At 39.0% G+C, this 23,402-nt stretch carries 22 protein-coding genes and 2 pseudogenes; 10 read left to right on the forward strand and 14 right to left on the reverse strand.

Features of this window, described 5'->3' with window-relative positions; translation table 11 throughout:
• Positions 1 to 522: 522 nt before the first annotated feature.
• The 8 genes from LQ203_RS04530 to LQ203_RS04565 all read right to left on the reverse strand — a co-directional run bounded on the left by LQ203_RS04530 (position 523) and on the right by LQ203_RS04565 (position 9,976).
• Entirely contained in the window at positions 523 to 1,524 is a 1,002-nt protein-coding gene (locus tag LQ203_RS04530; protein WP_230156077.1) for a C40 family peptidase, read from the reverse strand.
• A gap of 27 nt (positions 1,525 to 1,551) precedes the next feature.
• Positions 1,552 to 2,634 (reverse strand): dipeptide epimerase, encoded by a 1,083-nt coding sequence (locus LQ203_RS04535; protein WP_230156079.1) that lies wholly within the window; start codon positions 2,632 to 2,634, stop codon positions 1,552 to 1,554.
• 445 nt (positions 2,635 to 3,079) lie between these two features.
• A complete protein-coding gene (locus LQ203_RS04540; protein ID WP_230156080.1) occupies positions 3,080 to 3,946 on the reverse strand; it encodes a nitrilase-related carbon-nitrogen hydrolase in 867 nt (288 codons plus the stop codon).
• 67 nt (positions 3,947 to 4,013) lie between these two features.
• On the reverse strand, positions 4,014 to 5,498 hold the full coding sequence (locus LQ203_RS04545; RefSeq protein ID WP_230156082.1) for a sodium:solute symporter family protein: 1,485 nt from the start codon (positions 5,496 to 5,498) through the stop codon (positions 4,014 to 4,016).
• Positions 5,495 to 5,695, reverse strand: a complete 201-nt coding sequence (locus LQ203_RS04550) for a DUF3311 domain-containing protein (RefSeq protein ID WP_230156084.1) — start codon at positions 5,693 to 5,695, stop codon at positions 5,495 to 5,497. Before LQ203_RS04550 ends, LQ203_RS04545 begins: the two co-directional genes overlap by 4 nt.
• Before the next feature lie 143 nt (positions 5,696 to 5,838).
• Positions 5,839 to 7,071 carry a Zn-dependent hydrolase gene (locus tag LQ203_RS04555; protein ID WP_230156085.1) on the reverse strand — a complete coding sequence of 411 codons (1,233 nt, stop codon included), beginning with the start codon at positions 7,069 to 7,071 and terminating at the stop codon, positions 5,839 to 5,841.
• A gap of 56 nt (positions 7,072 to 7,127) precedes the next feature.
• The gene (locus LQ203_RS04560) at positions 7,128 to 8,747 is read right to left on the reverse strand and encodes an amidohydrolase (RefSeq protein WP_230156086.1); all 1,620 of its coding nucleotides are present in this window, start codon (positions 8,745 to 8,747) and stop codon (positions 7,128 to 7,130) included.
• Positions 8,748 to 9,085: 338 nt separating this feature from the next.
• A complete protein-coding gene (locus tag LQ203_RS04565; protein ID WP_230156087.1) occupies positions 9,086 to 9,976 on the reverse strand; it encodes a hypothetical protein in 891 nt (296 codons plus the stop codon).
• Positions 9,977 to 10,181: 205 nt separating this feature from the next.
• Between LQ203_RS04565 and LQ203_RS04570 the strand changes: the two genes are divergently transcribed.
• From LQ203_RS04570 to LQ203_RS04580, 3 genes are all read left to right on the forward strand, one after another.
• Positions 10,182 to 10,913: a hypothetical protein gene (locus tag LQ203_RS04570; RefSeq protein WP_230156088.1), complete on the forward strand. Its 732-nt coding sequence runs from the start codon at positions 10,182 to 10,184 to the stop codon at positions 10,911 to 10,913.
• Positions 10,914 to 11,534: 621 nt separating this feature from the next.
• The gene (rocF, locus tag LQ203_RS04575) at positions 11,535 to 12,488 is read left to right on the forward strand and encodes an arginase (protein ID WP_230156089.1); all 954 of its coding nucleotides are present in this window, start codon (positions 11,535 to 11,537) and stop codon (positions 12,486 to 12,488) included.
• Positions 12,489 to 12,859: 371 nt separating this feature from the next.
• Complete coding sequence (locus tag LQ203_RS04580) at positions 12,860 to 14,296, forward strand: amino acid permease (RefSeq protein WP_230156090.1); 1,437 nt, start codon at positions 12,860 to 12,862, stop codon at positions 14,294 to 14,296.
• 323 nt (positions 14,297 to 14,619) lie between these two features.
• On the opposite strand, the gene LQ203_RS04585 is transcribed toward LQ203_RS04580, so the two are convergent.
• Positions 14,620 to 14,886: a hypothetical protein gene (locus tag LQ203_RS04585; RefSeq protein ID WP_230156092.1), complete on the reverse strand. Its 267-nt coding sequence runs from the start codon at positions 14,884 to 14,886 to the stop codon at positions 14,620 to 14,622.
• A gap of 445 nt (positions 14,887 to 15,331) precedes the next feature.
• Between LQ203_RS04585 and LQ203_RS04590 the strand changes: the two genes are divergently transcribed.
• Together LQ203_RS04590 and LQ203_RS04595 are read left to right on the forward strand one after the other, a co-directional pair.
• Complete coding sequence (locus LQ203_RS04590) at positions 15,332 to 16,663, forward strand: oligosaccharide flippase family protein (RefSeq protein ID WP_230156094.1); 1,332 nt, start codon at positions 15,332 to 15,334, stop codon at positions 16,661 to 16,663.
• Between the two features lie 225 nt (positions 16,664 to 16,888).
• Complete coding sequence (locus tag LQ203_RS04595) at positions 16,889 to 17,074, forward strand: DUF3934 family protein (protein WP_230156096.1); 186 nt, start codon at positions 16,889 to 16,891, stop codon at positions 17,072 to 17,074.
• Between the two features lie 186 nt (positions 17,075 to 17,260).
• Here the strand turns inward: LQ203_RS04595 and LQ203_RS04600 are convergent, their stop codons facing one another.
• The 4 genes and pseudogenes from LQ203_RS04600 to LQ203_RS04615 form a co-directional block, all read right to left on the reverse strand.
• Positions 17,261 to 17,629, reverse strand: a complete 369-nt coding sequence (locus LQ203_RS04600) for a DUF948 domain-containing protein (RefSeq protein ID WP_230156098.1) — start codon at positions 17,627 to 17,629, stop codon at positions 17,261 to 17,263.
• A gap of 90 nt (positions 17,630 to 17,719) precedes the next feature.
• Positions 17,720 to 18,109 (reverse strand): DUF948 domain-containing protein, encoded by a 390-nt coding sequence (locus LQ203_RS04605; RefSeq protein ID WP_230156100.1) that lies wholly within the window; start codon positions 18,107 to 18,109, stop codon positions 17,720 to 17,722.
• A gap of 248 nt (positions 18,110 to 18,357) precedes the next feature.
• Positions 18,358 to 18,802, reverse strand: a pseudogene (locus LQ203_RS04610) (Tn3 family transposase); the annotation flags it as partial.
• A pseudogene (locus LQ203_RS04615) lies at positions 18,797 to 19,063 on the reverse strand (recombinase family protein); the annotation flags it as partial. The pseudogenes LQ203_RS04610 and LQ203_RS04615, both read right to left, overlap by 6 nt.
• 187 nt (positions 19,064 to 19,250) lie before the next feature.
• Here LQ203_RS04615 and LQ203_RS04620 point away from each other — a divergent pair.
• The 5 genes from LQ203_RS04620 to LQ203_RS04640 all read left to right on the forward strand — a co-directional run bounded on the left by LQ203_RS04620 (position 19,251) and on the right by LQ203_RS04640 (position 22,318).
• Entirely contained in the window at positions 19,251 to 19,673 is a 423-nt protein-coding gene (locus LQ203_RS04620; RefSeq protein WP_230156101.1) for a DoxX family protein, read from the forward strand.
• Positions 19,674 to 19,754: 81 nt separating this feature from the next.
• The gene (locus LQ203_RS04625) at positions 19,755 to 20,084 is read left to right on the forward strand and encodes a metalloregulator ArsR/SmtB family transcription factor (protein ID WP_230156102.1); all 330 of its coding nucleotides are present in this window, start codon (positions 19,755 to 19,757) and stop codon (positions 20,082 to 20,084) included.
• A complete protein-coding gene (locus tag LQ203_RS04630; RefSeq protein WP_230156103.1) occupies positions 20,081 to 20,503 on the forward strand; it encodes an SRPBCC domain-containing protein in 423 nt (140 codons plus the stop codon). The genes LQ203_RS04625 and LQ203_RS04630 overlap by 4 nt, the downstream gene beginning before the upstream one ends.
• A gap of 323 nt (positions 20,504 to 20,826) precedes the next feature.
• The gene (locus LQ203_RS04635; protein WP_230156104.1) at positions 20,827 to 21,420 is read left to right on the forward strand and encodes a YdeI family protein; all 594 of its coding nucleotides are present in this window, start codon (positions 20,827 to 20,829) and stop codon (positions 21,418 to 21,420) included.
• Positions 21,421 to 22,003: 583 nt separating this feature from the next.
• Positions 22,004 to 22,318 carry a hypothetical protein gene (locus LQ203_RS04640; protein WP_230156105.1) on the forward strand — a complete coding sequence of 105 codons (315 nt, stop codon included), beginning with the start codon at positions 22,004 to 22,006 and terminating at the stop codon, positions 22,316 to 22,318.
• Positions 22,319 to 22,450: 132 nt separating this feature from the next.
• Here the strand turns inward: LQ203_RS04640 and LQ203_RS04645 are convergent, their stop codons facing one another.
• Positions 22,451 to 23,137 carry a hypothetical protein gene (locus LQ203_RS04645; protein ID WP_230156106.1) on the reverse strand — a complete coding sequence of 229 codons (687 nt, stop codon included), beginning with the start codon at positions 23,135 to 23,137 and terminating at the stop codon, positions 22,451 to 22,453.
• Positions 23,138 to 23,402: the final 265 nt, after the last annotated feature.

Below are 23,402 nucleotides of genomic sequence, written 5' to 3' on the forward strand. Positions count from 1 at the left end.
TTCTATCAAATAAATATTACAGTAAATTATTTCAAAAGAACTTATATGATGAAAACACCAGTGGGACGACAAAAATTAATGCCCCCTTTACTGGTGTTTATTGTCTTTTTAAAGGTCAAATCCCCAATATGAAAAAACAGATTGGTTGTTCCAGCTTAATATACCCTAATCGTATTTAGAATTTCAGGTTCTTCTATCCTATTCCTATCTTCAATTATAAGATACGTGCGTTCGCTTTGAATGGCTGTTTTTCCTAAAACTTGTATCCATTCATTTTCATGAAACCCCATATGAATTCATCACACATCACAAAAAATAGAATAAACCTAATAACAATAAAAAAGTATATCAAAATATAACTTTTGAGGAAATAGATTGTGATGAGGAGACAAGAAGAAATGGTGGTTTTTCAATGTATGCAGCAAGATATGGGCATTTATTGGACATCCATTAGATAAATTTGAAATTTTGTTTACCTATTAAAAAACCTGAGGGCACCGTGCTCTCAGGTTTTCAAAAAAATCAATCAATATATCTTCTTGCTCCGGCATATTCCTCTCCGTATCCGGAAGTTTTTATTTCATCTATCCTTACATGTGTAGAGCTGTTTGGTGAATGGATCATTTTCCCGTCACCGATATACATGCCAACATGATGGACCTTTCCTTTCCCTTTATCATGGGCAAAAAATAGTAGATCACCTGGTTGAAGTTCTGCTTGTTCTACCTTTTTGCCATGCTGCGCCTGAATGGAAGAGTCCCTTGGGATCGTTATTCCATTAGCATGGTACATTGTATACGTAAAGCCCGAGCAATCGAATCCAAACCCGGACATTCCAGCCCATAGGTAAGGAAGCCCTAAAAATTCTTTTCCTGATTCTACGATATCCTCACCTGTTGTAATTGGAATTTGACTTTCGTTTTGATAGACAGACACCTCTTTTTTGTCTATCCATTTTGCACCATCACCAGGTGTCATCACCTTTACCTTATCCTTTTTCACCTGCAATAGCGGAAGACGAGTATCGAAGCTTACCTCCATGAATTTGGACCGATGTTTCGAATCTGAATAAAGCCAGGTCCTTGTTGCATTTACAAGGGCAAATCCTCGCTTAAACTGCTTCTCAAAGGATTTTCCCATCTTTATTTGCCCCTTTGGCATCCACCCTGGATAACCAGCATCATTACGGGGCGTTGGCTGATTGGCTACTGCTACTTTTACCCATTCGCCACGTTCTTCAAGAATAGTCACTTTGGAGCCATATAACGCTTGTGTTTCAAGGTTACCCACAAGCCACAGTTTGTCTTCATACTTCATGGAACCGATCCATGCATTCAAATCGACGGGGTTCGATGCTGAAGGGGCATCCAGTTCCCTTAAAAGGCCTGGCTCCGTCCAAAGAGTTGCAGCCGTTACATCAATATAAGCGGTTTTCTCCTTCTCTTTTGAACTGGCTTCATTTGGACTGAATACTAAATTGCCAAGAGCAAATAAGGATAGTACTAAAACGGTTAACCTTTTCAAAATAAAAATCACCCTTTCGAATAGTTATTATTGAGTAAAAGAGGTTTTCCTCTTGACTCCGAGTCCTGGTCGATCGGCTATGTGGAGTTGATCCTTTATAAATTGAATGCCTTCATAGGGTTCATTCTTAATCCACAATGGTGCATCTAAATCAATCTTCGTTATATTTGGATGGGCGGTTGCCAGATGTGCTGCGGCTGCTACACTTATAGATGATTCCATCATACTTCCAATCATGCATTCCACTCCGGCTGCTTCTGCCATATCAGCGATTTGTAGTGCACGGCGAATGCCCCCTGTTTTCATTAATTTAATATTAAGGAAATCAACAGCGTGTTCATTCAGGAGTCTCATGGCATCACGAGGGGAAAACAAGCTTTCATCAGCCATGATCGGCACTTGGACACATCTCCTTATTTCTTTTAACCCTTCGATATCATGGGCTTGCACGGGCTGTTCCACCAAATCAATGTCCACCCTTTTTTCCTCTAGTTCATGAATGATGGAAATCGCTTGTTTTGTCGTCCATCCTTGATTCGCGTCAATCCTGATCTTGACCTGGTCGCCAACAGCATCACGAATGCAGGCAACTCGTTCCACATCTCCCCTCCAGTCTTTTCCTAACTTTATCTTCAACGTTGAAAAACCGTCATCGATGAGGGACAATGCCGCCTTAGCCATTTCTTCAGGTTCATCAACGCTGACTGTCATGTCATTTTTCAGTACATTCGACTTACCGCCTAGATATTGATATAAAGGGAGCTGCCATCGTTTGCTGACAGCGTCGTATAAAGCGATTTCAACAGCAGCTTTTGCACTTGTGTTACCTACACAGGATAGTTGGATCAGCTGTGAGAGTACATTGATATTCTCGATCTCTAGGCCAATCAGGTTTGGAGAGATCACTTCTTCAATGATACTGACGATCCCCTTTGTAGAATCACCAGTGATCGCAACTGTAGGAGCTGCTGCCCCCACCCCTTCCGTTCCATTCTCCAACTTCACAGAAACATTGATATTCTCAATTTCCATTACGGTACGCAACGCAGTCTTGAACGGCTTGACAAGCGGCAAACTTTCCACTGATACTTGTAAACTTTCAATTCTCATAATAACAACCCTTCCTTAAAGCTTGAGAGTATATATGATGTAAGAATTCCAAAATAGGTGCCCAGTAGACTGCCAAGTACAGCCATCAGGATGAGCTTCGTCTGTAGTGTAAATACTTACGGTAACGATGGTTGGCCGAATCTCGAGTGATGTCTTTTGCTTGAATAATAGAAATTTTCACGGCATGCGCCCTCTGCTAATCTTTGTACATTTCTTTACTAAATAGATTTCTTATTCGATCAATAAAACGATCATGATCATTCTCTTTCTATATTAACCGATAAATGACTCTTCTTTAAATGATTAGTTCGAATATTCACTTAATTTAAAGTGTATGCGGAACCTATATGCTTGATTTAGGTACCCTCTACCTTCATTTATAATTTCCCAAAGGATATAAAAGAAAAAAACACTATTAAAACAATAGTGGTTTTTCTCATATTGATTATTTTGGTTCTCCATATGGCTCATATTTCGCATACATACCTTTTCGGCGATTACGATCTTTGAAAGTGGTAGCTGCACCACTTTGTCGATTCTCATAAAGTTCATCCATATCCACCGTACCTGTGATTACAGTATGTTCATTCATTTCCGCCTCAGCTACTATTCCATTCGCTGGCCAAGCGTTGTCACAAGGACTTAGTATACTCGCGCGACCATATCCGTTCGGTAAAGGTGCCCCTGGTTCGCCAACAGTGGGACAATGAACGAAAAAAACCTGATTCTCGATTGCGCGTGCATGGGCACAATGGCGCACTCGCCAAAAGCCAGCCTCTGTAAATGTATAGGATGGGCAAAAAATGATGTCAGCTCCGTTTACAGCTAAAATTCTTGAAATTTCGGGTATTTCCGCTTCATAGCACACAGCTATTCCAATCTTAACAGGACCTATGGAATACACTTCAAGATCGTTCCCTTCAGAAGTTTGCCATTTTGCTTCAGCGGGAAAAATATGAGTTTTTTTATGCTCAACGTATGAACCGTCTTTATCAAAAATGTAGGCAATATTGAAGTACTCATTTTCACGCCGTTCCAGATGCGAGCCAGCAATGATTACCTGCTTTCTTTTCCTAGAAATGGAACGGAAAAGATTAATATATTGACTGGTGTATTCATCACTCTTGATCACGGGCGAAACATCCAATTCTCCACTAGCCGCTGATAACCCGATAGTCACCAGCTCCGGAAAAATGATATAGTCCGAGTTTTCTGGAACTTGACTGATTAAGTCTTCTACTTGTTTTTGAAATTCATTGAAAGAGGACACTTTTTCTACACGGAATTGACAAGCGGTTATTTTAATTTTCACAAAAGACCTCCCAAATAGTTCTTCCCATTAACCCTTTCCCATCGACCCAGATGACTAAAAATGAAGGTCAGGAAATCTTATTCATATCATTCATTTCTTTCTCTTGCATAGTATTATGTTTAGTCAGTGCACTTACTACGAAAGTTACGATCATATTAATGAACAAAGCTATGACACCTGTACTGATATCATTGATGACAGGTGGGATATCCGGAAGGAATGTAGCAACCTTAACATTGGCAATTGTCGCATATAACACGATTCCTACACCTGCCAATATTCCGGACATCGCACCATACTTATTGATCATATTGTTTTTTGGCAAACTGCAAAACAAGGAAGGTGCCAATTGGGTGATCAAACTATATGACATGATATTCAAGATGGCCAGCGCTTCGCCTCCTGTAACCGTTACAATCAAAGCAATGATCGAGATGCCGATAATAATGAATCTTGAGACGATCAATTGCTGTTTTTCAGTCGCAGCAGGGACCAGCACATTGAAAAAACTATTTGTCAGACCTACCGATGCTGCCATTAGCATGACGGAAGCCGGTACAAGGGCCGTCAATAAACCTGCAGCTCCGATCACTCCTATCACCCATGGATCGAATGTTTGAATCGCCAGCCGCAAAAGTGAGAGGTCACCGTCAGCTCCTTGCAAACCCGGTATTTCCATGATGGCTGTAAATCCAATGAAAAAAACGAAAAGCAGTAACAGGGTGTATAAGGGTAAAGCAATCGCATTTTTGCGAAGAGTTCTTTCCCCATTCGACGATAAAACGACCATAAATGTTTGTGGCAATAAATAAAATCCCAGTGCATTCAACAAAACGGTGGAGACAAACCAGGACTGACTCAACCCCTGATCTGCCAAAACCAACATTTCCGGTTTAGCAGCTTGGACGGTTTCGAACATTGACTGTATGCCACCGAAGTAATGAAAGGGAATGTAAATCCCCAAAAAGATTACGACTACCAATATCATGAAATCTTTTAGTATGGCTGTCCATGCTGACCCATGAATGCCTGAAATCATTACATAAGTAGTTACGACTACAGCACCGATCACGCTTGCTGCCACCGGAGAAATGGCTCCATAGGATGCTTCTGAAACAATGATACCTAAACCTTTAAGCTGTATGACTATGTACGGGACGAGGGCTAAGCTTCCCAATACCGCAACGATCATCCCCATTGATCGACTCTTGAATTTAGATGCAAAATACTCAGGCTGTGAGATGATGGAATGACGCTTTGAATATCTCCAGATTTTGGGAACCAACCAATATGATAGGACGTAGGCTAGGAATATATAGGCTGGAACATAATAAGCAGCAGCCCCTTTAGAGTAAGCCCATCCACTACCGCCCAGAAATGTGAAAGTGGTATAAATTTCACCTGCTATCAGCAGAAAAATGAAGAATGTACCAAAGCCCCTGCCCCCTACGGCAAATTGCTCCATATTCATATCCTTCCCTTTTCTTGCTTTGATCCCTAAATAAAGTGCTAACACCAAAAAGATGGATATGATGAGTAATGAGATATTCATTCAGGATCACTCCCTTTATTATCAGGATCGAACTTATAGACAATCAATAAGATAACCGATGCCATCACCATCCAAAATGCAACCCAAAATAACAAAAAAGGCATTCCCAATATGTACGGTTCTATTTTATTTGCATAAGGCAAGAACGCTAAGAACCCTATAAACGGAACCAAAAGCAATAGCTTAATAGCATTCAAATTATACCCTCCCTGTTAATAGCTTCTTAACATTGATAGATAACCATCAGTAAAGCAGGATTTCATACTATACTGATGGATTTATAGCATCAATGTTCGTTACAGTCACTTCCTGCTTTCAGCCAACAAACCAGATATTCACCTTAAGTGGACTGTATGGCAAGGACGGTTTCCAATAGTACATTGACCCCCTTTTCACAATCTTCCCACGTTGTAAGTTCTTCTTCACAATGACTTTTACCGTTGATGCTTGGCACGAATACCATGGCTGTAGGAATAAAGCTAGCTATGAACTGAGCATCATGTCCTGCACCGCTTACCATTCTTTTATATGATAGACCTAATGAAATGGTTGATTGTTCAAGCAAATCACAAATTGATTTATCGAACCAAACGGTATCCCTATCCCATAATTTACTCACCTGGATGTCGCAGCCACTCTCTGAACCTGTGGTTGCAAGACCTTGGATAATATCTTCTACCCGTTTGATGACCTTGGGGTCCTTATGTCTTGCTTCTAACGAAAAAACCACTTTATTAGGAATGACCGTATGGATATTTGGGAATACATTCACCCTTCCCATCGTAAAAACCAAATCGTCATCAAGCATGCCTAGCTTTTGACGAGCCTCCATAATCAAACTATTCGCAGTGAAGAAAGCATCTTTTCTCATATTCATTGGTGTGGTTCCTGCATGATCGGATTCTCCAGTAACTTCTATCTCATAGCACACCATACCAAGAACACATTCAACGACACCAATCGTTAATGATTCACGTTCAAGGATGGGCCCTTGTTCAATATGCAGCTCTAGAAACGCCGTCGCTTCTTTTAGACGTGACTCTTTATCCCCTGCATAACCAATGGCATGTAAGGCATTTTCGAAAGAGGTTCCTTCACTATCCGTCTTTTGCATCATGATGGATTTTTCGAATTTACCTGAAAGAACTCCGGATGACATCATGGAAGGTTCGAATCTAGCTCCTTCTTCGTTTGTAAAATTGACGATCATAACCGGGATTTTAGGTTGGATATTATTTTCCACGAGAGTGCGCACGACCTCCAAGCCTGCAGCTACCCCCAAGATACCATCAAACCGCCCGCCCTTTTTTACGGAATCCATATGTGATCCCATTACAATGGGCGGTTTGTTTTCAAGACCTGCTAAAGTAGCGTAAATATTCCCCATATCATCAACTTTAATCGCCATTCCCAGGTCTTTACAACAAGAGCAAAAGTAATCACGGACCAATCGATCTTCTTCGGACAAAGATAACCGTGTGACTCCGTTGTTTTCGGTGCGTCCAAAATCGGCAAATTCCTCGAGCGTACGGCTCAGCCTTTCACTATTAATGACTAATTTTTGTTTTTTCATATCGAATATCTCCCTTCAAGATAACCTGCTAAAAATACATACGTACGTAATCTAGATTATATTTCTACCAATGTTTCTCTACGATAAAGAATCTCTCCATTTAAAATCGTTGATTCGACTTTTAAATCCTTGATATTATGGGGATGGACTTTCAATATACGATCATTCAATACGACTAAATCGGCCAGCTTCCCTACTTCTATGCTGCCTTTGACATCTTCATCGAAACTTGCAAAAGCGCCATTCCAGGTGTATAGTTTAATGGCTTCCATAACGCTGATCGATTGACCAGTACCTATTTTCGTACCAGACTTACTTCTTCTATTAACTGCAACATGTATGCCTAATAACGGGTTATGATCAGTAACGGGTGCATCGGACCCACCAGCAGCCATGATGCCATTATCAATATAGTCACGGGCGGCGTACATGTGATTGACCCTATTGCCGTAGTGTTTGATATATATATCACCGAATTCATAAGGAAATGGAGGATTGGGGATTGGGATGATGCCAAGTTCTTTCATCTTCTTTTGTAAATCTGGAGCAGAGATGCCAGCATGTTCTATCCTGTGTCTATGATCTTTTCTTGGAGATTCTTGCAGCGCTTTTTCCACACAATTTAAATACATTTCGATCGCTTTGTCACCTTGGGCATGCACGGTGATCTGATAGCCATTTTTATGTGCTTCCCCTAATATTTGATAGATTTCCTCTTCTTCATAATAAAGAATGCCGGAATAACCGGGATCACTCGTGTAGGGCTCGCGGGTTGCAATGGTTGGGCCCGTACTGCTGCCATCCGTAAACAATTTAGCTGGTCCAATTTTAAATTTTTCGTCCCCAATACCGGTTACGACTCCAGACTCTACCATTTTATTTACAAATTCATGCGAATTATTCAATGAACCGACCATCGCATAGATGCGCACACGTATATCCTTAGATTTAATGGCTTGCTGCATTAAACGGAAACTTTCAGGACCAAAAGCACCAGCTTCATGAATGCTTGTTATGCCTGAGGCGATGAAATGCTCCGAAGCGATTTTGACTGCTTTCATCAGTTCGCTTTCTGTATAACTTGCCATATCGGCCATTAACATATTTGCTGTTTCAATGAGTTTGCCTGTAATCCGCCCCTCCTTATCCTTTTCAATGATGCCACCAGCTGGATTCTCAGAGTTTTCATCCAGTCCTGCAAACTCCATCGCCCTTCGATTCACAACACTTATATGGCTGCAAGTTCTGGTAACCATTATGGGGTGGTCTGTTGAAATGGCATCCAATTCTGAGATTGTTGGATAACGTTTTTCTTTCACAGCGGTTTCATTGAACCCCCATGCCCGGATCCATTCACCTTTAGGGATAACAGAAGCTTTTTCCTTAAGATCGTTTAACAAATCCTCTACAGATTCGATGTGTCCAGCTTTACAACTTACTGCCAATTGATTGACACCGTATAAAATAAGATGAATATGAGAATCTATAAACCCAGGAAGTATGGACTTCCCCTGTAAATCCATCACTTTAGTTTCTTCTCCGATTAAAACTTTAATTTCCTGATTCGTTCCGACTGCCGAGATACGATTCCCATTAATCGCGATCGCTTCAGCAACAGAATTTTTTTGATCAACTGTAATGACCTCGCCGTTTATGAATACGATATTAGCTTTCAAACCCTCACTCCTTCCTTAATGATGGTCCCTATTACTCGAACCATTTCTCCAATAATCACTTCCACATCTAAACTCCACTTGTTGGAATATTCAGTTTTCAATAGATTCATTATATCTACATCAGATTGTGAAATCATTAGACAAATCGTTAAAAATTTTATCGTTATTTTATACTTTTCATAAGATTATGTCTTAATTTCATATGATTCACGGGCTCACCCCTCTATTTATCATTCCTTAGAAAGAGGTTGAAAGAAACAATATCATCTTAGACTTTAACCATTCAAAAAAGGGTAGATACAGCTGCTGCTTCGCGTACCTACCCCATAAATCTATTTTCATTTATATCCCTCTTTCAATCTGCCGATAATCCCAATGGTCAAATATTGTTTATTGGTATTAAAATCCCACGGCCAATAGCGCAGGGATAATTCACTTTTATCCACTTTTTCCATATAATCTTTTATGCCAATCAATGCTGCTCCATACCCCACGTTCGAAGCTAAGGCAAAGATGGCATTAAGCCCTTCATTAATGGTCTCCATATACTCAGGTTCGATCTTTAAAATATCTGACCATGTAATATAGAATCCATCTTCTTTGATACATTTTGATACAGAGTGATTCAACGTACGCACTATCTGATCCCTTAGATCTAAAAATCCATCCTTTATCTCTTCTGCATCATTTTCCTGATATTGTTTTTCAAAATGAGAAAGCAGGTCAATGGCCCAATTATAAAAAAGTTGAGTATAAATGGCAGATGTTGCAACAATATCAAATCCATTATAATACTTGGCGAAAATACTGTCAGAAACCTGACTTAACCGATTTTCTATTTCCTTTACATACTGAATAATGTCCTCTGCCCTATCACCGCGATTCAGCATGGAGGTTAGTTGGTCTTCAAACTTCATTTTATCAAGACCTGTAACATCGATTTCCACAAGCTGAATTTTTTTTCGAGTATGTTCAGGCAAATTATTCGTCGCTTTTTCCATACTTCCCCTATCAATATCAAATAAATATAGCGAGCTGCATTTAGAAGCAAGATACTCAATATCCAAATCGTCGCAATTTCCTGCACCAACTATCGCCACTTTTTCAACAATCTCTTTTTTTGAAAAAACGGCATCGAATAATCCTGTGATTTGTTTACGATGTTGAGTCCACCTTGTCTTTCTGAATTCATCTCGATTATGATTCATTTCTCTTTGAAATGTTTCCAAGTAAATCTCTCCCTTTGGGTACTATCAATTAAAATATTGTATCAAAGTATCCCGATAATGTGGAGAACAAGGGAATTTGTATAGAATTTACACAAAAAAAAGATCACGCCTACATTTCACAATTTCCATAGATGTATACACTATACAAATATTAGAATAATATGGGAATTATTGAAGGGAAGTCCGGATAACAGGAGGGTATTCTTTGAGCAAAACCAAAAGGATTTTACTAACATTACTAATAGTTTTTTTAATCATTTTAGCAGGTGTCGTAATCTTTATGTTTTCATTCACACAGAGTATGAAAGCAGATCCTGATGAAGAAAAAAAGGTTAGAAATCAAGATGAGCGATATTTAGAGAAAAACTTTGATGATCGGACAGAAATATATGATGTCCTATTCGATAATATGGGAAACAACGGATATTTTGAATATGCAGCTAAAGTGAAACATGAAAAATATGGCACTCGATTTTTAGTTTTCTTTAATGATGGAACTGGAGAAATGGAGGATACCTTCATTTCCGATAAATGGCAAGATGATGCTGAAATGGAGTTAAGGCCTTATCTTGAAAATGAACTAGGGAACGTGTTGATATCAAAGGATATTGGAGATATCGTAAAAAGTGATGATTGGGAAGAGATTCAAGAAAAAATAGGCGATTCCATTCAATTATCCGTGGTTTTTGATGAAACGATTGTGAAAGAATTGAATATTGATCCGAACCAGCCAACCAGCTATAAAGATTACAAAGTTGCCCCGACCATTCGGATTACCCTATCACGTAAGAAACAAGATACAGATGATGACCGCTTTAATAAAATGATTGTTGCCCTTAAAAACGATGGAGGGCTTAAACATGGACATATGATAGTAGAATATATTAGTACGAATGGTGTGCCTTTGGAAGATGAGGAATGGAACAAATCATTTTAAAGGTTTGAGATTTATTCAAATAAAATACACAGCAAAAATTTTTATCAATTTTTTCTTGAGCAGTGGTTCGTTAAATACTGAATTCTTTCAATCCTTTGGCTCCAGGCCTTTTTCCCACTGTGTTCATCCTAACTTTTTGTAAAAAGTACATTATATTTTTTCGAAATATATATATTTCGAAAAAATATATTATGCTAACAAAGTGAAATGAGGTGTAAAATCATCTATTTTTAGTCTACCTTATTATTCATTTTGAGAATTATAAATCCTTTCATCTGAGTTATAGCTCCATTTCATGAATAAATGTACCTAGTAAAATAGATTCATAAACTCTATAATACCGTTAACAATAAACGTTAAACGGAAGAATCCCCCCGCTCCTATTGAGTTTTCAAACCCAATAGTAGCGGGGGGATTCTTGTATTTAACGCACTTTCCAATTATTCCATATACCCCATTCGGTAAAGTTTTCGACATTTTCATAAAATTTAAAATAGGGATATTAACCCAAGACTTTTACCCTTTTCTCAATCGTATAAATATTCAAAAAAATGTCGAGTTGAGTCATCTATACTTTTACCCTTATACTAGGGAAGAAAAATTGAAAGGGGAGAAATATACATGAAGAAGGAAATTTCAATCATTGGTGTTCCAATGGATCTTGGTCAAACTAGAAGAGGAGTCGATATGGGTCCTAGCGCAATCAGATATGCAGGATTGAGCGAAAGACTTGAAAGTATAGGATACACTGTTCGTGATGAAGGTGATATTAAAGTAGAAATACAAGAAAGAGCACAAAGTGATTTAGACACAAATTTAAAGAATCTGCAGGATGTAGCAGAAGGCAATGAAAAATTGAGTCAAAAAGTGGATGAAGTCATCCAATCAAATCGTTTTCCTTTAGTACTGGGCGGAGATCACAGTATCGCTATCGGTACATTAGCCGGTTTAGCGAAGCATTCTAAGAACTTAGGAGTAATTTGGTATGATGCGCATGGCGATTTGAACACAGCAGAAACTTCTCCATCTGGTAATATTCATGGTATGTCCCTAGCTGTTAGTTTGGGCCTTGGCCACCCTGCATTGATTAACATTGGCGGATATTCCCCAAAAGTCAAACCAGAGAATATTGTCATTATTGGTGCCCGTTCCTTAGACCAAGGGGAAAAAGAGTTAATCAGGGAAAAAGGGATTAAAGTTTTTACAATGCATGAGATTGATAGATTAGGTATGACAAAAGTGATGGAAGAATCAATTGCTTATCTGAAAGAACGTACGGATCTTGTACATTTATCCCTTGATCTTGATGGTCTTGATCCAGATGACGCACCTGGGGTTGGAACACCTGTAATGGGAGGCATTAGTTACCGTGAAAGCCATCTTGCCATGGAAATGCTCGCCGAAGCTAATATCATTACATCTGCTGAATTTGTAGAGATAAACCCAATATTGGACGAGCATAATAAAACTGCTGAAGTTGCTGTCGCATTAATGGGCTCATTGCTTGGTGAAAAATTACTTTATGGAGCGGAAGACCAATTTAATACTTCTGATTTACTGGTTGATGTTAAATAGTTGAACTTCTTTCTAGATAACTGGTATTGTAGTACATTATGAGAGATTTCGTTAAATAGATGGCCCAGTGGAAATAGCCCCTACTTCAACAGGGTGCATGTTACCCATTGAAGGATGGTCCACACGGAGCCATTCATCCCTAGTTTCCTGACGCTTGGCTTCCTTTTCTTTATAAGCGGCGCTACCTGAAATTAATTCTGCATTGGAACCTATCTATCTCTAAATGCAGAAATAATCTCTTATTCTAGGGAATTCAACAACATCTAAGATTCAAATCAAATCTTTTACATTTGTGAGTAAAATACACAAATTCCCTAAACGTCCAGACATAAATGAAACCGTTTGCACCCATCAGGTAAAGGAGTTTTTCAATGAAGACAATAGAAAATCAACCAAATGAATTAAAACGGAGCATGAAAGCAAGACATTTATTTATGATTTCAATAGGGGGATGTATTGGTACTGGCTTTTTCATTGGTTCAGGCTACACCATTCATGAAGCTGGGGCCATCGGGGCTATCCTCTCATACATAGTCGGTGGTTTTATCATGTATTTAACGATGCTTTGTCTCGGGGAACTATCGGTTGCTATGCCTGTTTCCGGTTCGTTTCAGACATATGCGACTAAATTCATCGGTCCTGGAACCGGCTTTGCCATAGGATGGCTTTACTGGTTAGGTTGGGCTGTTACGGTTGCCTTGGAGTTTTTGGCAGCTGGACAGCTTATGCAGAGATGGTTCCCTGAATCACCCGTTTGGATGTGGTGTGCAATCTTTGCTTTACTCATATTTTTACTGAACGCATTATCAGCAAAGGCATTTGGCGAATCTGAATTTGTTTTTTCCAGCATAAAAGTATTGGCCATAATCCTGTTTATCGTAGTTGGCGGTGCTGCCATGTTTGGACTTATTGATATGAAAGGTGGACAAGAAGCACCATTTTTCTCCAACTTTTTCAGCGAAGGCCTCTTCCCGAATGGAATATCGGCCCTGCTTATCACAATGATTACAGTGAACTTTTCCTTCCAGGGCACAGAGCTAATCGGAATTGCCGCGGGAGAAAGTGAAAATCCAGAAAAGGTCATACCTAAATCGATCAAACAAACCGTTTGGCGTACCCTTTTCTTCTTCGTTCTTTCTGTCTCTGTTCTTTCAGCTTTGATTCCAAGGGAACAGGCAGGAATCGTTGAAAGTCCGTTCGTTGTTGTTCTGGATAGTATCGGTGTTCCTTATGCGGCTGATATTATGAACTTCATCATTCTTATAGCGCTTTTGTCTGTTGCAAACTCCGGCCTTTATGCGGCAACACGTATGCTTTACTCGCTTTCTAAGGAAGGCATGGCAAGTCCAAAGCTCGGTATGGTAAATAATCGAGGAATTCCGCTTAATGCCTTACTTATCACCCTTGCAATAGCTGGTTTGTCTTTACTTTCAAGTGTAGTAGCCGCCAAAACAGTGTTTGTTTTTCTTCTCTCCCTTGCAGGATTAGGAGCACAAATTGGCTGGATTGCCATCGCGGCTTGTCTTCTTGCTTTCAGAAGATCATATATCCGCAATGGTGGACAGGTGGAAGACTTGAAATTCAAAGTACCGCTATATCCATTCATTCCCATGCTTGCCTTGATAGCAAACTGCATCGTCATGATCAGTCTAGCGTTTGTTCCTGAGCAGCGAATGGCCCTTTATTGCGGGGGAACGTTCTTCATTGCTTGTTATGCGGTTTATCACTTTAGAGTGAAGAAAAACAAGAAAGTGGAATCTCCAATGCAGGAGGTTGAATTAACTGCCGGTAAAAAAATGGTCATTTAAATCTAACCGGATTGTTTGGGAAGAAAAAATGGTGATAATCTTTGTTACCATACTTCCATAAGATCAATGCTATAGAAAGAAAAAATGCCCTGGAGATTTCCTAAATCCAGGGCATTTTTTTTACAATTCTGGCATACCCATCACCTAGGTAGCAATCATATCCTAGATAACTTCACATGAGGTTCCCCATTTTTTATTTTCATGGACAAAAATGGTACATCCCCTGTCATTGGAAGGGTATATATAATAGGAAGGTAAATTTTCTTGTTCTATTTCTTGTGAGATTTATCGAGCACAACAAAAAATCATCGTAATCGATGATTTTATTCTGTTGCATATTCTTTTAATCTAGGCAGGATTGGCTCTAAAATTTCCTTGGCTATGTAATCAGTATCCAATCCAATGAACCGTTCACTTTCTAATTCGACCGATCTCGCCTGCTCCGGATCATTGCAAAAAATAAACGAAATGATTCCGTCATCTTCAGTCATGTCCACATATTTAAATGTAATGTCATGTTCTGTAAGACAACTTTCAAACGCAATGCACAATTCATCTATATTTGATTGACTAATAGATGTGAATTTCATATTGATCATCCCCTCTGCTAAAGGATAGCAAAATATAGCATGAATTACAAAACGAAAGTAAGAATCAAACTCCATCGAATGATGTATGATTCATCATGCTCTCCTGCCCGAATTAAGCCTGTTGAACCAACATGACCCATTTATGCGCAGAATAAAATTAATTTTATTAGCCTTTCATGTCTTTGACTTCAAAAGAAATGAAATCAACATAAATGAATGAAGCGTTTTTGGATGGTGGTGGAGGGTGTGTTAATAAAATCTTTACAAAAAAAACAATCCATTTCATCTCCCTTCCCCTTTCCCGTTTTAACTTTCAAATAAAGGATATCTTAGTATTTCGCTAGACAATAACGGAGTACGTATCACCGCTTAATGGAGTTCATGATGAATAATCCATGGCATGTCTCATATCTTTATACAAACACCTTGTTAGGAGTGGGGCATCATGAAGTCTTTTTATAAAGGAACGCTCATTTTGATTGTTGCAGCGTTTTTTGGTGAATGCATCGAATTTTTAGTGAACATGATCCTAGCCAGGGAGTTACACGAAGAAGGCATGGGGTTATATATGTCCCTATTGCCTATTTTCTTTTTGATATATGTGATTGCCAGCCTTGAATTACATATTTCCATTTCAAAATTCGTTGCAGAAAATAAGCAGGCATTGCATTATAACCTGATCATTCATGCCCTTAAAATGGCTGCAGTCGTCGTGTTGGTTATGTGTGTAGTCATGCCTTTCATCCTTTCCTATTCATCGATTATGGACAAATATCATCCTTATATTAAGTGGTTGCTCATCGCCTCAATCCCCATCGTTGCATTTTCGTCGATTGCAAGAGGCTATTTCATGGGTGTCCAACAAATGGGGAAGATAGCTTTGTCCAACTTTTTAAAAGATGTCATTCAGTTTGGATTGCTTTTCCTACTCTTTAACTTATTTCATTTTAACCAAGAAAAGTCTCTGTTGATGGCCTTTTTTGTTTTGATAGGCAGTGAGTTCCTCGTTTTCCTTTACTTGATCAACCTTCTGATCCTTCAAATGCGAATCATGGGACGCGGTATGAACTCACGAACAACTGGTAAACATGCACGACAAACCTTATTGGCCGTTTCGCTGCCGACTATGGGGTTAAGGATCTTTCATGCGATAACAAATGCGATTCAACCTTTTTTGATTCATACAGCCCTTCTTTCAGCAGGATTCGGTGCTGTCGTGGCTACTGAGCATTTTGGGATGCTTACTGGTGTTGCGATGACAATCGGCTTTTTTCCGGCTTTTATCGCGCATTCCCTCATGATCATGCTCATTCCGAATGTATCGAATGCGTACAAGAAGCAAGATAAGGAAAAATTAAGGGTCTTATTGCAAAAATCGATGTCATTTACCGTATTGTATGGAGTTCCCGCGGTGTTCTTCATTTATTTCTTTGCGGAACCTTTGACCTCGCTCTTTTTTTCTTCAACATCCGCCGCTTACTATGTAAAATTATTATGTCCCTATTTCCTGTTTCATTTTTTTGTCATTCCCATGCAAGCCTATCTTATCGGCTTAGGTTTAGTGAAAGATGCTTTCATCCATACAGTATGGTCCCATATCGTTTCATTTTTAATGATGTATATCCTAGGCTCTCAAGCTTCACTTAATATGGGAGGCATCATTATAGGAATGAATACAGGAGCAGTTTTGCTAACTCTGATGCACTACTTGACCATTTGCAAAAAGATTGGGATAAGCATCTTATTAACGAAATCCAGATCCATATCAATAAAGTGATAGGCAGGATGATCCATCTAATTCAAAAGCAGCAAAAAACAGTACTTTAATTAAGCAAGTACCTCTGCAAAATTCCATTCGTTTATGTGTTTCTAAGGATTTAACATAAAAATATTGAGCCTACCCCTGTACATATCACCGTAGTTGCTGTATATTTCAACATACTTGGGTAATAATCAAGTAAAATGGTTTAAACGAACCATACAATAGTAATGGAGTGATTTCATGAGTAAAGCTAAGGCTAAGAGTGGGACAGGTAAAGGTACGGGCACAGGAACAGGCAAAAAGGGCTGGAATCGTTGGAAAACGGGTGCCAACAAGAAAAAAAGCGCCAAGCCATATGTAAGTAAAGGCGTCAAACATTCCAATGACTCCAAGTCAGCGGGCCAACCTGACAAGGCTGAAAAATAATTGTTTCGATTAAATCCACACAAGACATATGTTCCATATTCTCATACAGGGTGTTAAGAGATCTGTATGAGAGAAATGGGTCTAATTTTTATATATAACCGGGTAACCCCAATTATATAGCTTTACATACTAGTAAAAAGACACTCCCCATCCAGGTAGTGTCTTTCTTGTTTTATTCTGATCTTTTTACCTGCTTTGGCTCGTCGGATTGATTGAATTGATTTTTTTCGAAGGAAAATCTGTGCGAAAGCCGTTAGTAGTAGCTTTTTTAACAGAGTTTGTAACTGAATGTATCGCTTCCCCGACATCCTGAGCAGAATCCAAAAGCGGTTCCACCGTTTTCATTTTAGATTTAACATCATCAGTGATTTCGTTTGCTGTTTGCAATAGTTGTTTCGATTCGTCAGATAGATCGTGGATGGCATTTCTCACTTCAACCAATGTTTGATTGGCTTCTCCTATCGTAACCATTCCCTTTTGAAGTGTACTGATCAAAAAAACTACCAACCAAATGAACGCTAAAGCAATTGCGGCCACACTATATTCGATAATCATGATAACGCTCCCCTCTAAAGTAAATGTAAAAGCGTTTAATCAAATATGTTAGTGGATCCCAGGGTGTCTTGTTTTTTTATGTGGCTCGTACTATTTTATTTTTATTTGTACGTCCTCAGCTTTTGCTTGAGTGGAAGAAACTGTCGGAGTGGACAGAAGATCTTTCGTGTTATTTAAACTGGCTTCTTTCATGGAATGGGTTACATTATGAATCATTTCCCCAACATCTTGAGCGGATTCCAGCAAGGGATCGACATTTTCCATCTTGCCTTTTACATCTGTCGTTATTTGATTAGCAGAGTGGATCAATTGTTTGGACTCATGCGTCAATCCATGAACTGCATTCCTTACCTCTGCAAGTGTCTTATTTGTTTCCTCGAGCGTTTCCATTCCTTTACGCAGCGTCTGGTTGACATTATATATCAAATACACAACGGCTCCAGAAACACTTGCCACACTTAATTTAATGAACATGTGCATTTATCCACCCCCTTCATCTAAATTTATGCTAGTACCCATTTATTCATTCCCTAAAGTCCAAGCTTTGTCCGGTCACTTGAATTAATAGATTGGAATATGCTTTCTTTGTCTTTTTTGCTATCGGTTAGATGATTAAGTGAAATAGGGGCAAAGCCAACATTTTAACAAAAAATATGCTAAGGATAATGTACGATAAAAGGGTAAATCGGCTAGATGTGTTGATTAGGATAAGTGGACTGGTTTTTCTTCTAATTTGTTATTAGTGGGCGGAGGAAATTAAGTGTTGTTCCTTGATCATAGTTATAAATATACTCTCCTAAAAAGTTAATATGTTCCCATCCTAACGGAGAAGTTTGTTTTGATAATTTCATCGTCAGTTTTTTGTATTCAATAGCTTTTGATAAATAAACGGTATACCAGATACTTTAATATCATTTATGATGATTTTAAGTGCACTAGCAAGTTGCAATTGATTTTTTAGTACCCTCTCCCGAAGTTCTCCATGCTTTCCAAAGAAAATAGTCCTAGCTAACCCTGCATTTCTTCTCCTTTGTTTAATCCTTTCTAGATTTCCCTTCTTAATAATCACTTGAAATGTAGTCTAAAATAAATATGGTTTTCTCAATTCTCCCCCATTTCTCGTAAGGCTTTAGCTATACTATTTTGACGAGAATAAGAACCTAATTTACCCATAGCCGTTGAAGTGTCAATATGATCAACTATTGAACTAACTCCTGAAAAGTATTACTTATTTCAATGAAGTGTTTTGTAGAGCGTGAAATACGATCTAATTTATGTCTTCATTTCGTAATACCTTCCATCATTCATCTAGTTGTGGTCGTTCCTTTTTTGCACCGGACACCTTATTTTTTCACACCCGAATTTTTTAAGTGCTTCTAATTGTAACTCCAGGTTTTGTTCGTGTGTCGGTACCCGTCCATATCCAAAAATCATGATTCATTACCCCTGTTAATATTTGAATTCATAATATTATTGGAACAAAAAGGAAACAGATTGACAGGACACCATTTGGTGTTGTATTATCAAAGCAACACCAAATGGTGTCCAATTAGGAGTTAGTCTTTTGGAAAGTTTGGAACCCGAATAAGTTTCACTTCAATCAATTATGAGGAGGAAACAAATGAGTAAAATTATCGTTACGGAAACAGCCGCAAAAGTAGAAGCCCAGCCCCGAGGAAAAATGATTGCTTATTGGTCAGTGACATTACTACTCGCAGCATCTGTTATGTTAAGTGGTATCGGGCAACTTATGCAATATGGGGGAAACATCGAGTTAGTGACGAATCTTGGTTACCCATTATACGTCTTGACCATTCTCGGGACTTGGAAAGTGCTTGGAGCCATCGCTCTCGTCTTGCCAGGTTTTCCTCGGCTTAAAGAATGGGTTCACGCTGGTATCTTCTTTTTAATGACTGGTGCGGCTTTATCTCATGCGTTTGCTAACGATAATGGTGATTTCGGGTTTTCTATTATCCTTCCGCTTTTTTATGCTGCACTTAATATCGCCTCGTGGGCGTTACGTCCGAAGAGCCGCAAACTCTAGGAAGTTGGTGAAATGAACGTAAGACCCTTCGTACCATCAATAGATCTCTACTACAGAAAATCTTATTTGGGAGGGAGTGTTGTGAGTGAGAACAACAGATTACGTGATGTGTTTGACGCGATTGCAGATCCAACTAGGCGCCGACTGATTCGTCTGTTAGCAGAGGCAGAGGAAATACCGCTTCATGAATTAACGGCACAGTTTCAAATGGGCCGTACAGCGGTATCCAAGCATTTGACAATCCTTAAAGAGGCCGGCCTTGTATTTGACCGAAAAGTCGGCAGAGAAACGCGATTTAGGCTAAACGCCCATCCACTCAGAGAAATTCAAGATTGGGTGGCTGATTACAGTAAGTTCTGGAGCACGAATATGTTGCGCTTGAAGCAACTTTTAGAGGAGGAAGAAGAATGAGTTTAACATTATCATTGGATTTTCAGTACACGACATCGATTGAGAAGCTTTGGTCCGCCATAACCGATTCAAGCAAGCTTGCCAAGTGGGTGGTCAACATCCACAGCGGTCAGGCGATGGAAAATGATTTTAAGCCCGTCATAGGACACCGTTTTCAATTTCGCACACCGCCGACCGAATATTGGGATGGAATTGTTGAAGGCGAAGTGCTTATCGTGGACGAACCAAACCGGTTGTCCTATACTTGGGCCAGTGGAGGAGAGAAGCACACAATCATCTGGACGCTGCAGGATTTAGGCGACGGAAAGGTTAACCTTCATCTTGAACAAACCGGAATCTCCAATGCTCAAGCCCTCAATGGAGCCAAGTATGGCTGGAGTAAGTGGTGCGGCGAGCTTGAAAAAGTGCTGGAACAATAACCGCATTCGGTACTAACTATCCCCTCCCTCCATGCTAAATTATTGGAGAAATTTAATTCAGACAAATTGAAAACCTTCCATTTGAAGCAAACTAGACTTAATACTCTAATGGGAGGTTTTGTCATGATTTTAAGTGAGTCGTGGCGACTGTAATCGCAAGCCAGATGGGACGGAATTGCAGGATATTGTGATGATTACAGGGCTGACCAACCAATTCTACCGAGCACTAATAAGGTTAGGGACTAGATGTCAATTGTGGAGAAATTAAGAATGATCATTCATGACTGTCAGCTTATCGAAAAATTAAAGAGGAGAGTTCCTTGATGACAAATAGTAGAATGAATCCTAAGGTTGATGAATTTTTAAGTAAAGCTAAAAATTGGAACGAAGAATATGAGAAGTTGAGGAATATCGTTCTTGACTGTGAGCTGACCGAAGAATTTAAGTGGATGCATCCTTGTTACACGTTTGAGAAAAAAAACGTAGTTTTAATACATGGATTTAAAGAATATTGTGCGCTTTTGTTTCACAAAGGTGCCTTGTTACAGGATGCCAATGGGATTCTAATCCAACAAACGGAGAATGTACAGGCGGCGCGTCAGATTCGGTTCACCAATGTTCAAGAAATAGTTGAAATGGAAACCATCTTGAAAGCCTATATTCATGATGCCATTGAAGTTGAAAAAGCCGGTTTGGAAGTGGAATTAAAGAAGACGGCAGACTTCATAATTCCTGATGAATTTCAAAATAAATTAGATGAAATCCCTGCCTTGAAAATTGCTTTTGAAGCATTGACGCCGGGACGGCAAAGAGCATACATTCGTTATTTTTCTGAACCCAAACAATCCAAAACTCGAGTATCAAGAGTTGGAAAATATATCCAGGAAATTCTCAATGGAAAGGGATTAAATGATTGATTCTTTGCACTCCTTTTGATGGCTTGCAGGTATCAGTGATACATGCAAGCCTTAATAGTCATACTAAATAGCATGAAATGACTACTTATAAAAGCTAAAAAGTGAGCTGCTACTCCCTCCTCCAATAGGTGAGTCGGCTCACTTTTTTATTTGAGTAACTTTGAGGTTCACATTTACAACAAGCACACTCTTTCAAAAGGAGGTAAAACAATTTATGAAGAATTAATAGTGTGAGCAAAAGTGAGTCTTCTACTCCAGCTGAAAAATCGGGTAGAGAGGTGCTTTTTTTCGCAAGGTCATCGTGGTAATCGTACATAATTTCTTGAAAACAGCCTCTTTTTTTAATTCTTTTTTCTTCCCTCTTGTTTACCTATATATTGGTTCCAATGAAATAGTGAGTGACGATTATAAAGTATATTCTGGCGAGGTGATTGTTAAAATTATCATTATTCAGTTTATTCGTTTCTTTCCTTTTCAAAAACGGTTTCCAGCCGTTTCAGCCTATTATATTTTAAAAATATACAAAAATAAATATACAAACCCGTCCTATTAGGCACACTACTATTAAAAACAGGAGGATACTATGACACCTCGTAATGTTCCAGCTAAAGATGAAATGAAAGTGAAAGAATCGCCTGCTTCGCCTGTTAAGGAAAGTGAAATAGCCCAACTCAGCCGATTGTTAGGAGCGGTCATGAGATATTTATCAGATGATGAGCAAGAAGAAATTGATATAGAATATCTTCTTGAAAATACCGAGGGTTTACGGGATTGGTGGAACAACTATAGGGAGCTTGACCGAAAAAGGGTCGAAGAAGAAATAAAAAATTCCCTGACCGATTTATCTCTGGAAGAACTTGAAACCATCCGCGAACAAATCCGTCATAAGGAAGAATAAAAAAACCTGCAAAGGATTAACCTTACAGGATCCTACTATATAGCAGAGCATTTTATTGAAACATCATGCCGTTCAAACAACAGGACCTTCATTAAACCAATCGTTTGGAATGATTCATCCGAAGAATCCCGATTAATTTCCGTTAAATGAGAGCTTTAATTCTAGTTGGTCAACCATGGAATCAACTAATGCATGCAATGGATGTACTATCGTATTTCCGGTCTGACCCTCATACGTATTCGCTGCTTCAACCATGGAAAGTTGCGCTACCGAAAGGGGTCTTTTTTCACGATTAAACTGGAGTAGGAAATTCACGATTTCCTGGTTATATTTTTCACCTAACCCCTGCATAATCAATTCGAAGGTGTTGTCGATGATGATAATTTCAACATCAACAGCCACATCCCCATATTTTTTTGCGTGGGCATGTAAACGTTTTATTGTTCCTTCAACTGTAGCAGGGTTCGTGAAAAGGATGATTTGCGGTTGCTGCAACTGACAAATTAGTTCAAAATATGGTTCATCGATTTTAATGATAGGCAGAGATAAAGATAGTTGTTCTTCGTTTAATAAAGCGATGTAGTTCGTACAGGTTATCAGGATGGCATCCACATTACATTCGGCAATCCATTCAATTTGTTCTTTGACTCTTTTTTGAGCATCCGAATACATAAACTCCTCACCTATTCCCACCCGATGCATCAATCCTGGGTCTACAAAATGAAGCCATTCAATATCGAATTGGGAGAACGCTTTTTCTATGTATTCTACATTTGAATAATGAGCATGCAAACAGCCTATCCTTTTTCTCATGAACATCCCGCTTTCACCAGACAGATTTCTAATCATTCTAACACAAAAGACAGCATTCCTTTGTTTTTTCTTATGCCGTTTCCCTCCTGCTTTAATCGAAGGCGAACAAATATCCATCATGCTTGTTGGGAATGAACCGTGCCCCCGAGCATATATTTATCAAGCAAGTGGCATCATCATAAAAATGAAACTGCTGGACGCAACCAATGAAGAGAACATCATGTCAAAAGAGATGATCATGTTAAGTCATATGAAAATCCTTATATTTGGA

It is taken from the genome of Peribacillus sp. Bi96 (genome assembly GCF_918698115.1).
Lineage (GTDB): Bacteria > Bacillota > Bacilli > Bacillales > DSM-1321 > Peribacillus.

Bases quoted from the DNA above. Each gene is read 5' to 3' on its own strand.
- LQ203_RS04585 (WP_230156092.1), bottom strand. From the start codon at position 14,886: ATGAAATTCACATCTATTAGTCAATCAAATATAGATGAATTGTGCATT.
- LQ203_RS04645 (WP_230156106.1), bottom strand. From the start codon at position 23,137: ATGTTCATGAGAAAAAGGATAGGCTGTTTGCATGCTCATTATTCAAAT.
- LQ203_RS04630 (WP_230156103.1), top strand. From the start codon at position 20,081: ATGAGTTTAACATTATCATTGGATTTTCAGTACACGACATCGATTGAG.
- LQ203_RS04555 (WP_230156085.1), bottom strand. From the start codon at position 7,071: ATGAAAAAACAAAAATTAGTCATTAATAGTGAAAGGCTGAGCCGTACG.
- LQ203_RS04590 (WP_230156094.1), top strand. From the start codon at position 15,332: ATGAAGTCTTTTTATAAAGGAACGCTCATTTTGATTGTTGCAGCGTTT.
- LQ203_RS04535 (WP_230156079.1), bottom strand. From the start codon at position 2,634: ATGAGAATTGAAAGTTTACAAGTATCAGTGGAAAGTTTGCCGCTTGTC.
- LQ203_RS04600 (WP_230156098.1), bottom strand. From the start codon at position 17,629: ATGATTATCGAATATAGTGTGGCCGCAATTGCTTTAGCGTTCATTTGG.
- LQ203_RS04640 (WP_230156105.1), top strand. From the start codon at position 22,004: ATGACACCTCGTAATGTTCCAGCTAAAGATGAAATGAAAGTGAAAGAA.
- LQ203_RS04620 (WP_230156101.1), top strand. From the start codon at position 19,251: ATGAGTAAAATTATCGTTACGGAAACAGCCGCAAAAGTAGAAGCCCAG.
- LQ203_RS04580 (WP_230156090.1), top strand. From the start codon at position 12,860: ATGAAGACAATAGAAAATCAACCAAATGAATTAAAACGGAGCATGAAA.
- LQ203_RS04605 (WP_230156100.1), bottom strand. From the start codon at position 18,109: ATGCACATGTTCATTAAATTAAGTGTGGCAAGTGTTTCTGGAGCCGTT.
- LQ203_RS04595 (WP_230156096.1), top strand. From the start codon at position 16,889: ATGAGTAAAGCTAAGGCTAAGAGTGGGACAGGTAAAGGTACGGGCACA.
- rocF (WP_230156089.1), top strand. From the start codon at position 11,535: ATGAAGAAGGAAATTTCAATCATTGGTGTTCCAATGGATCTTGGTCAA.
- LQ203_RS04545 (WP_230156082.1), bottom strand. From the start codon at position 5,498: ATGAATATCTCATTACTCATCATATCCATCTTTTTGGTGTTAGCACTT.
- LQ203_RS04635 (WP_230156104.1), top strand. From the start codon at position 20,827: ATGACAAATAGTAGAATGAATCCTAAGGTTGATGAATTTTTAAGTAAA.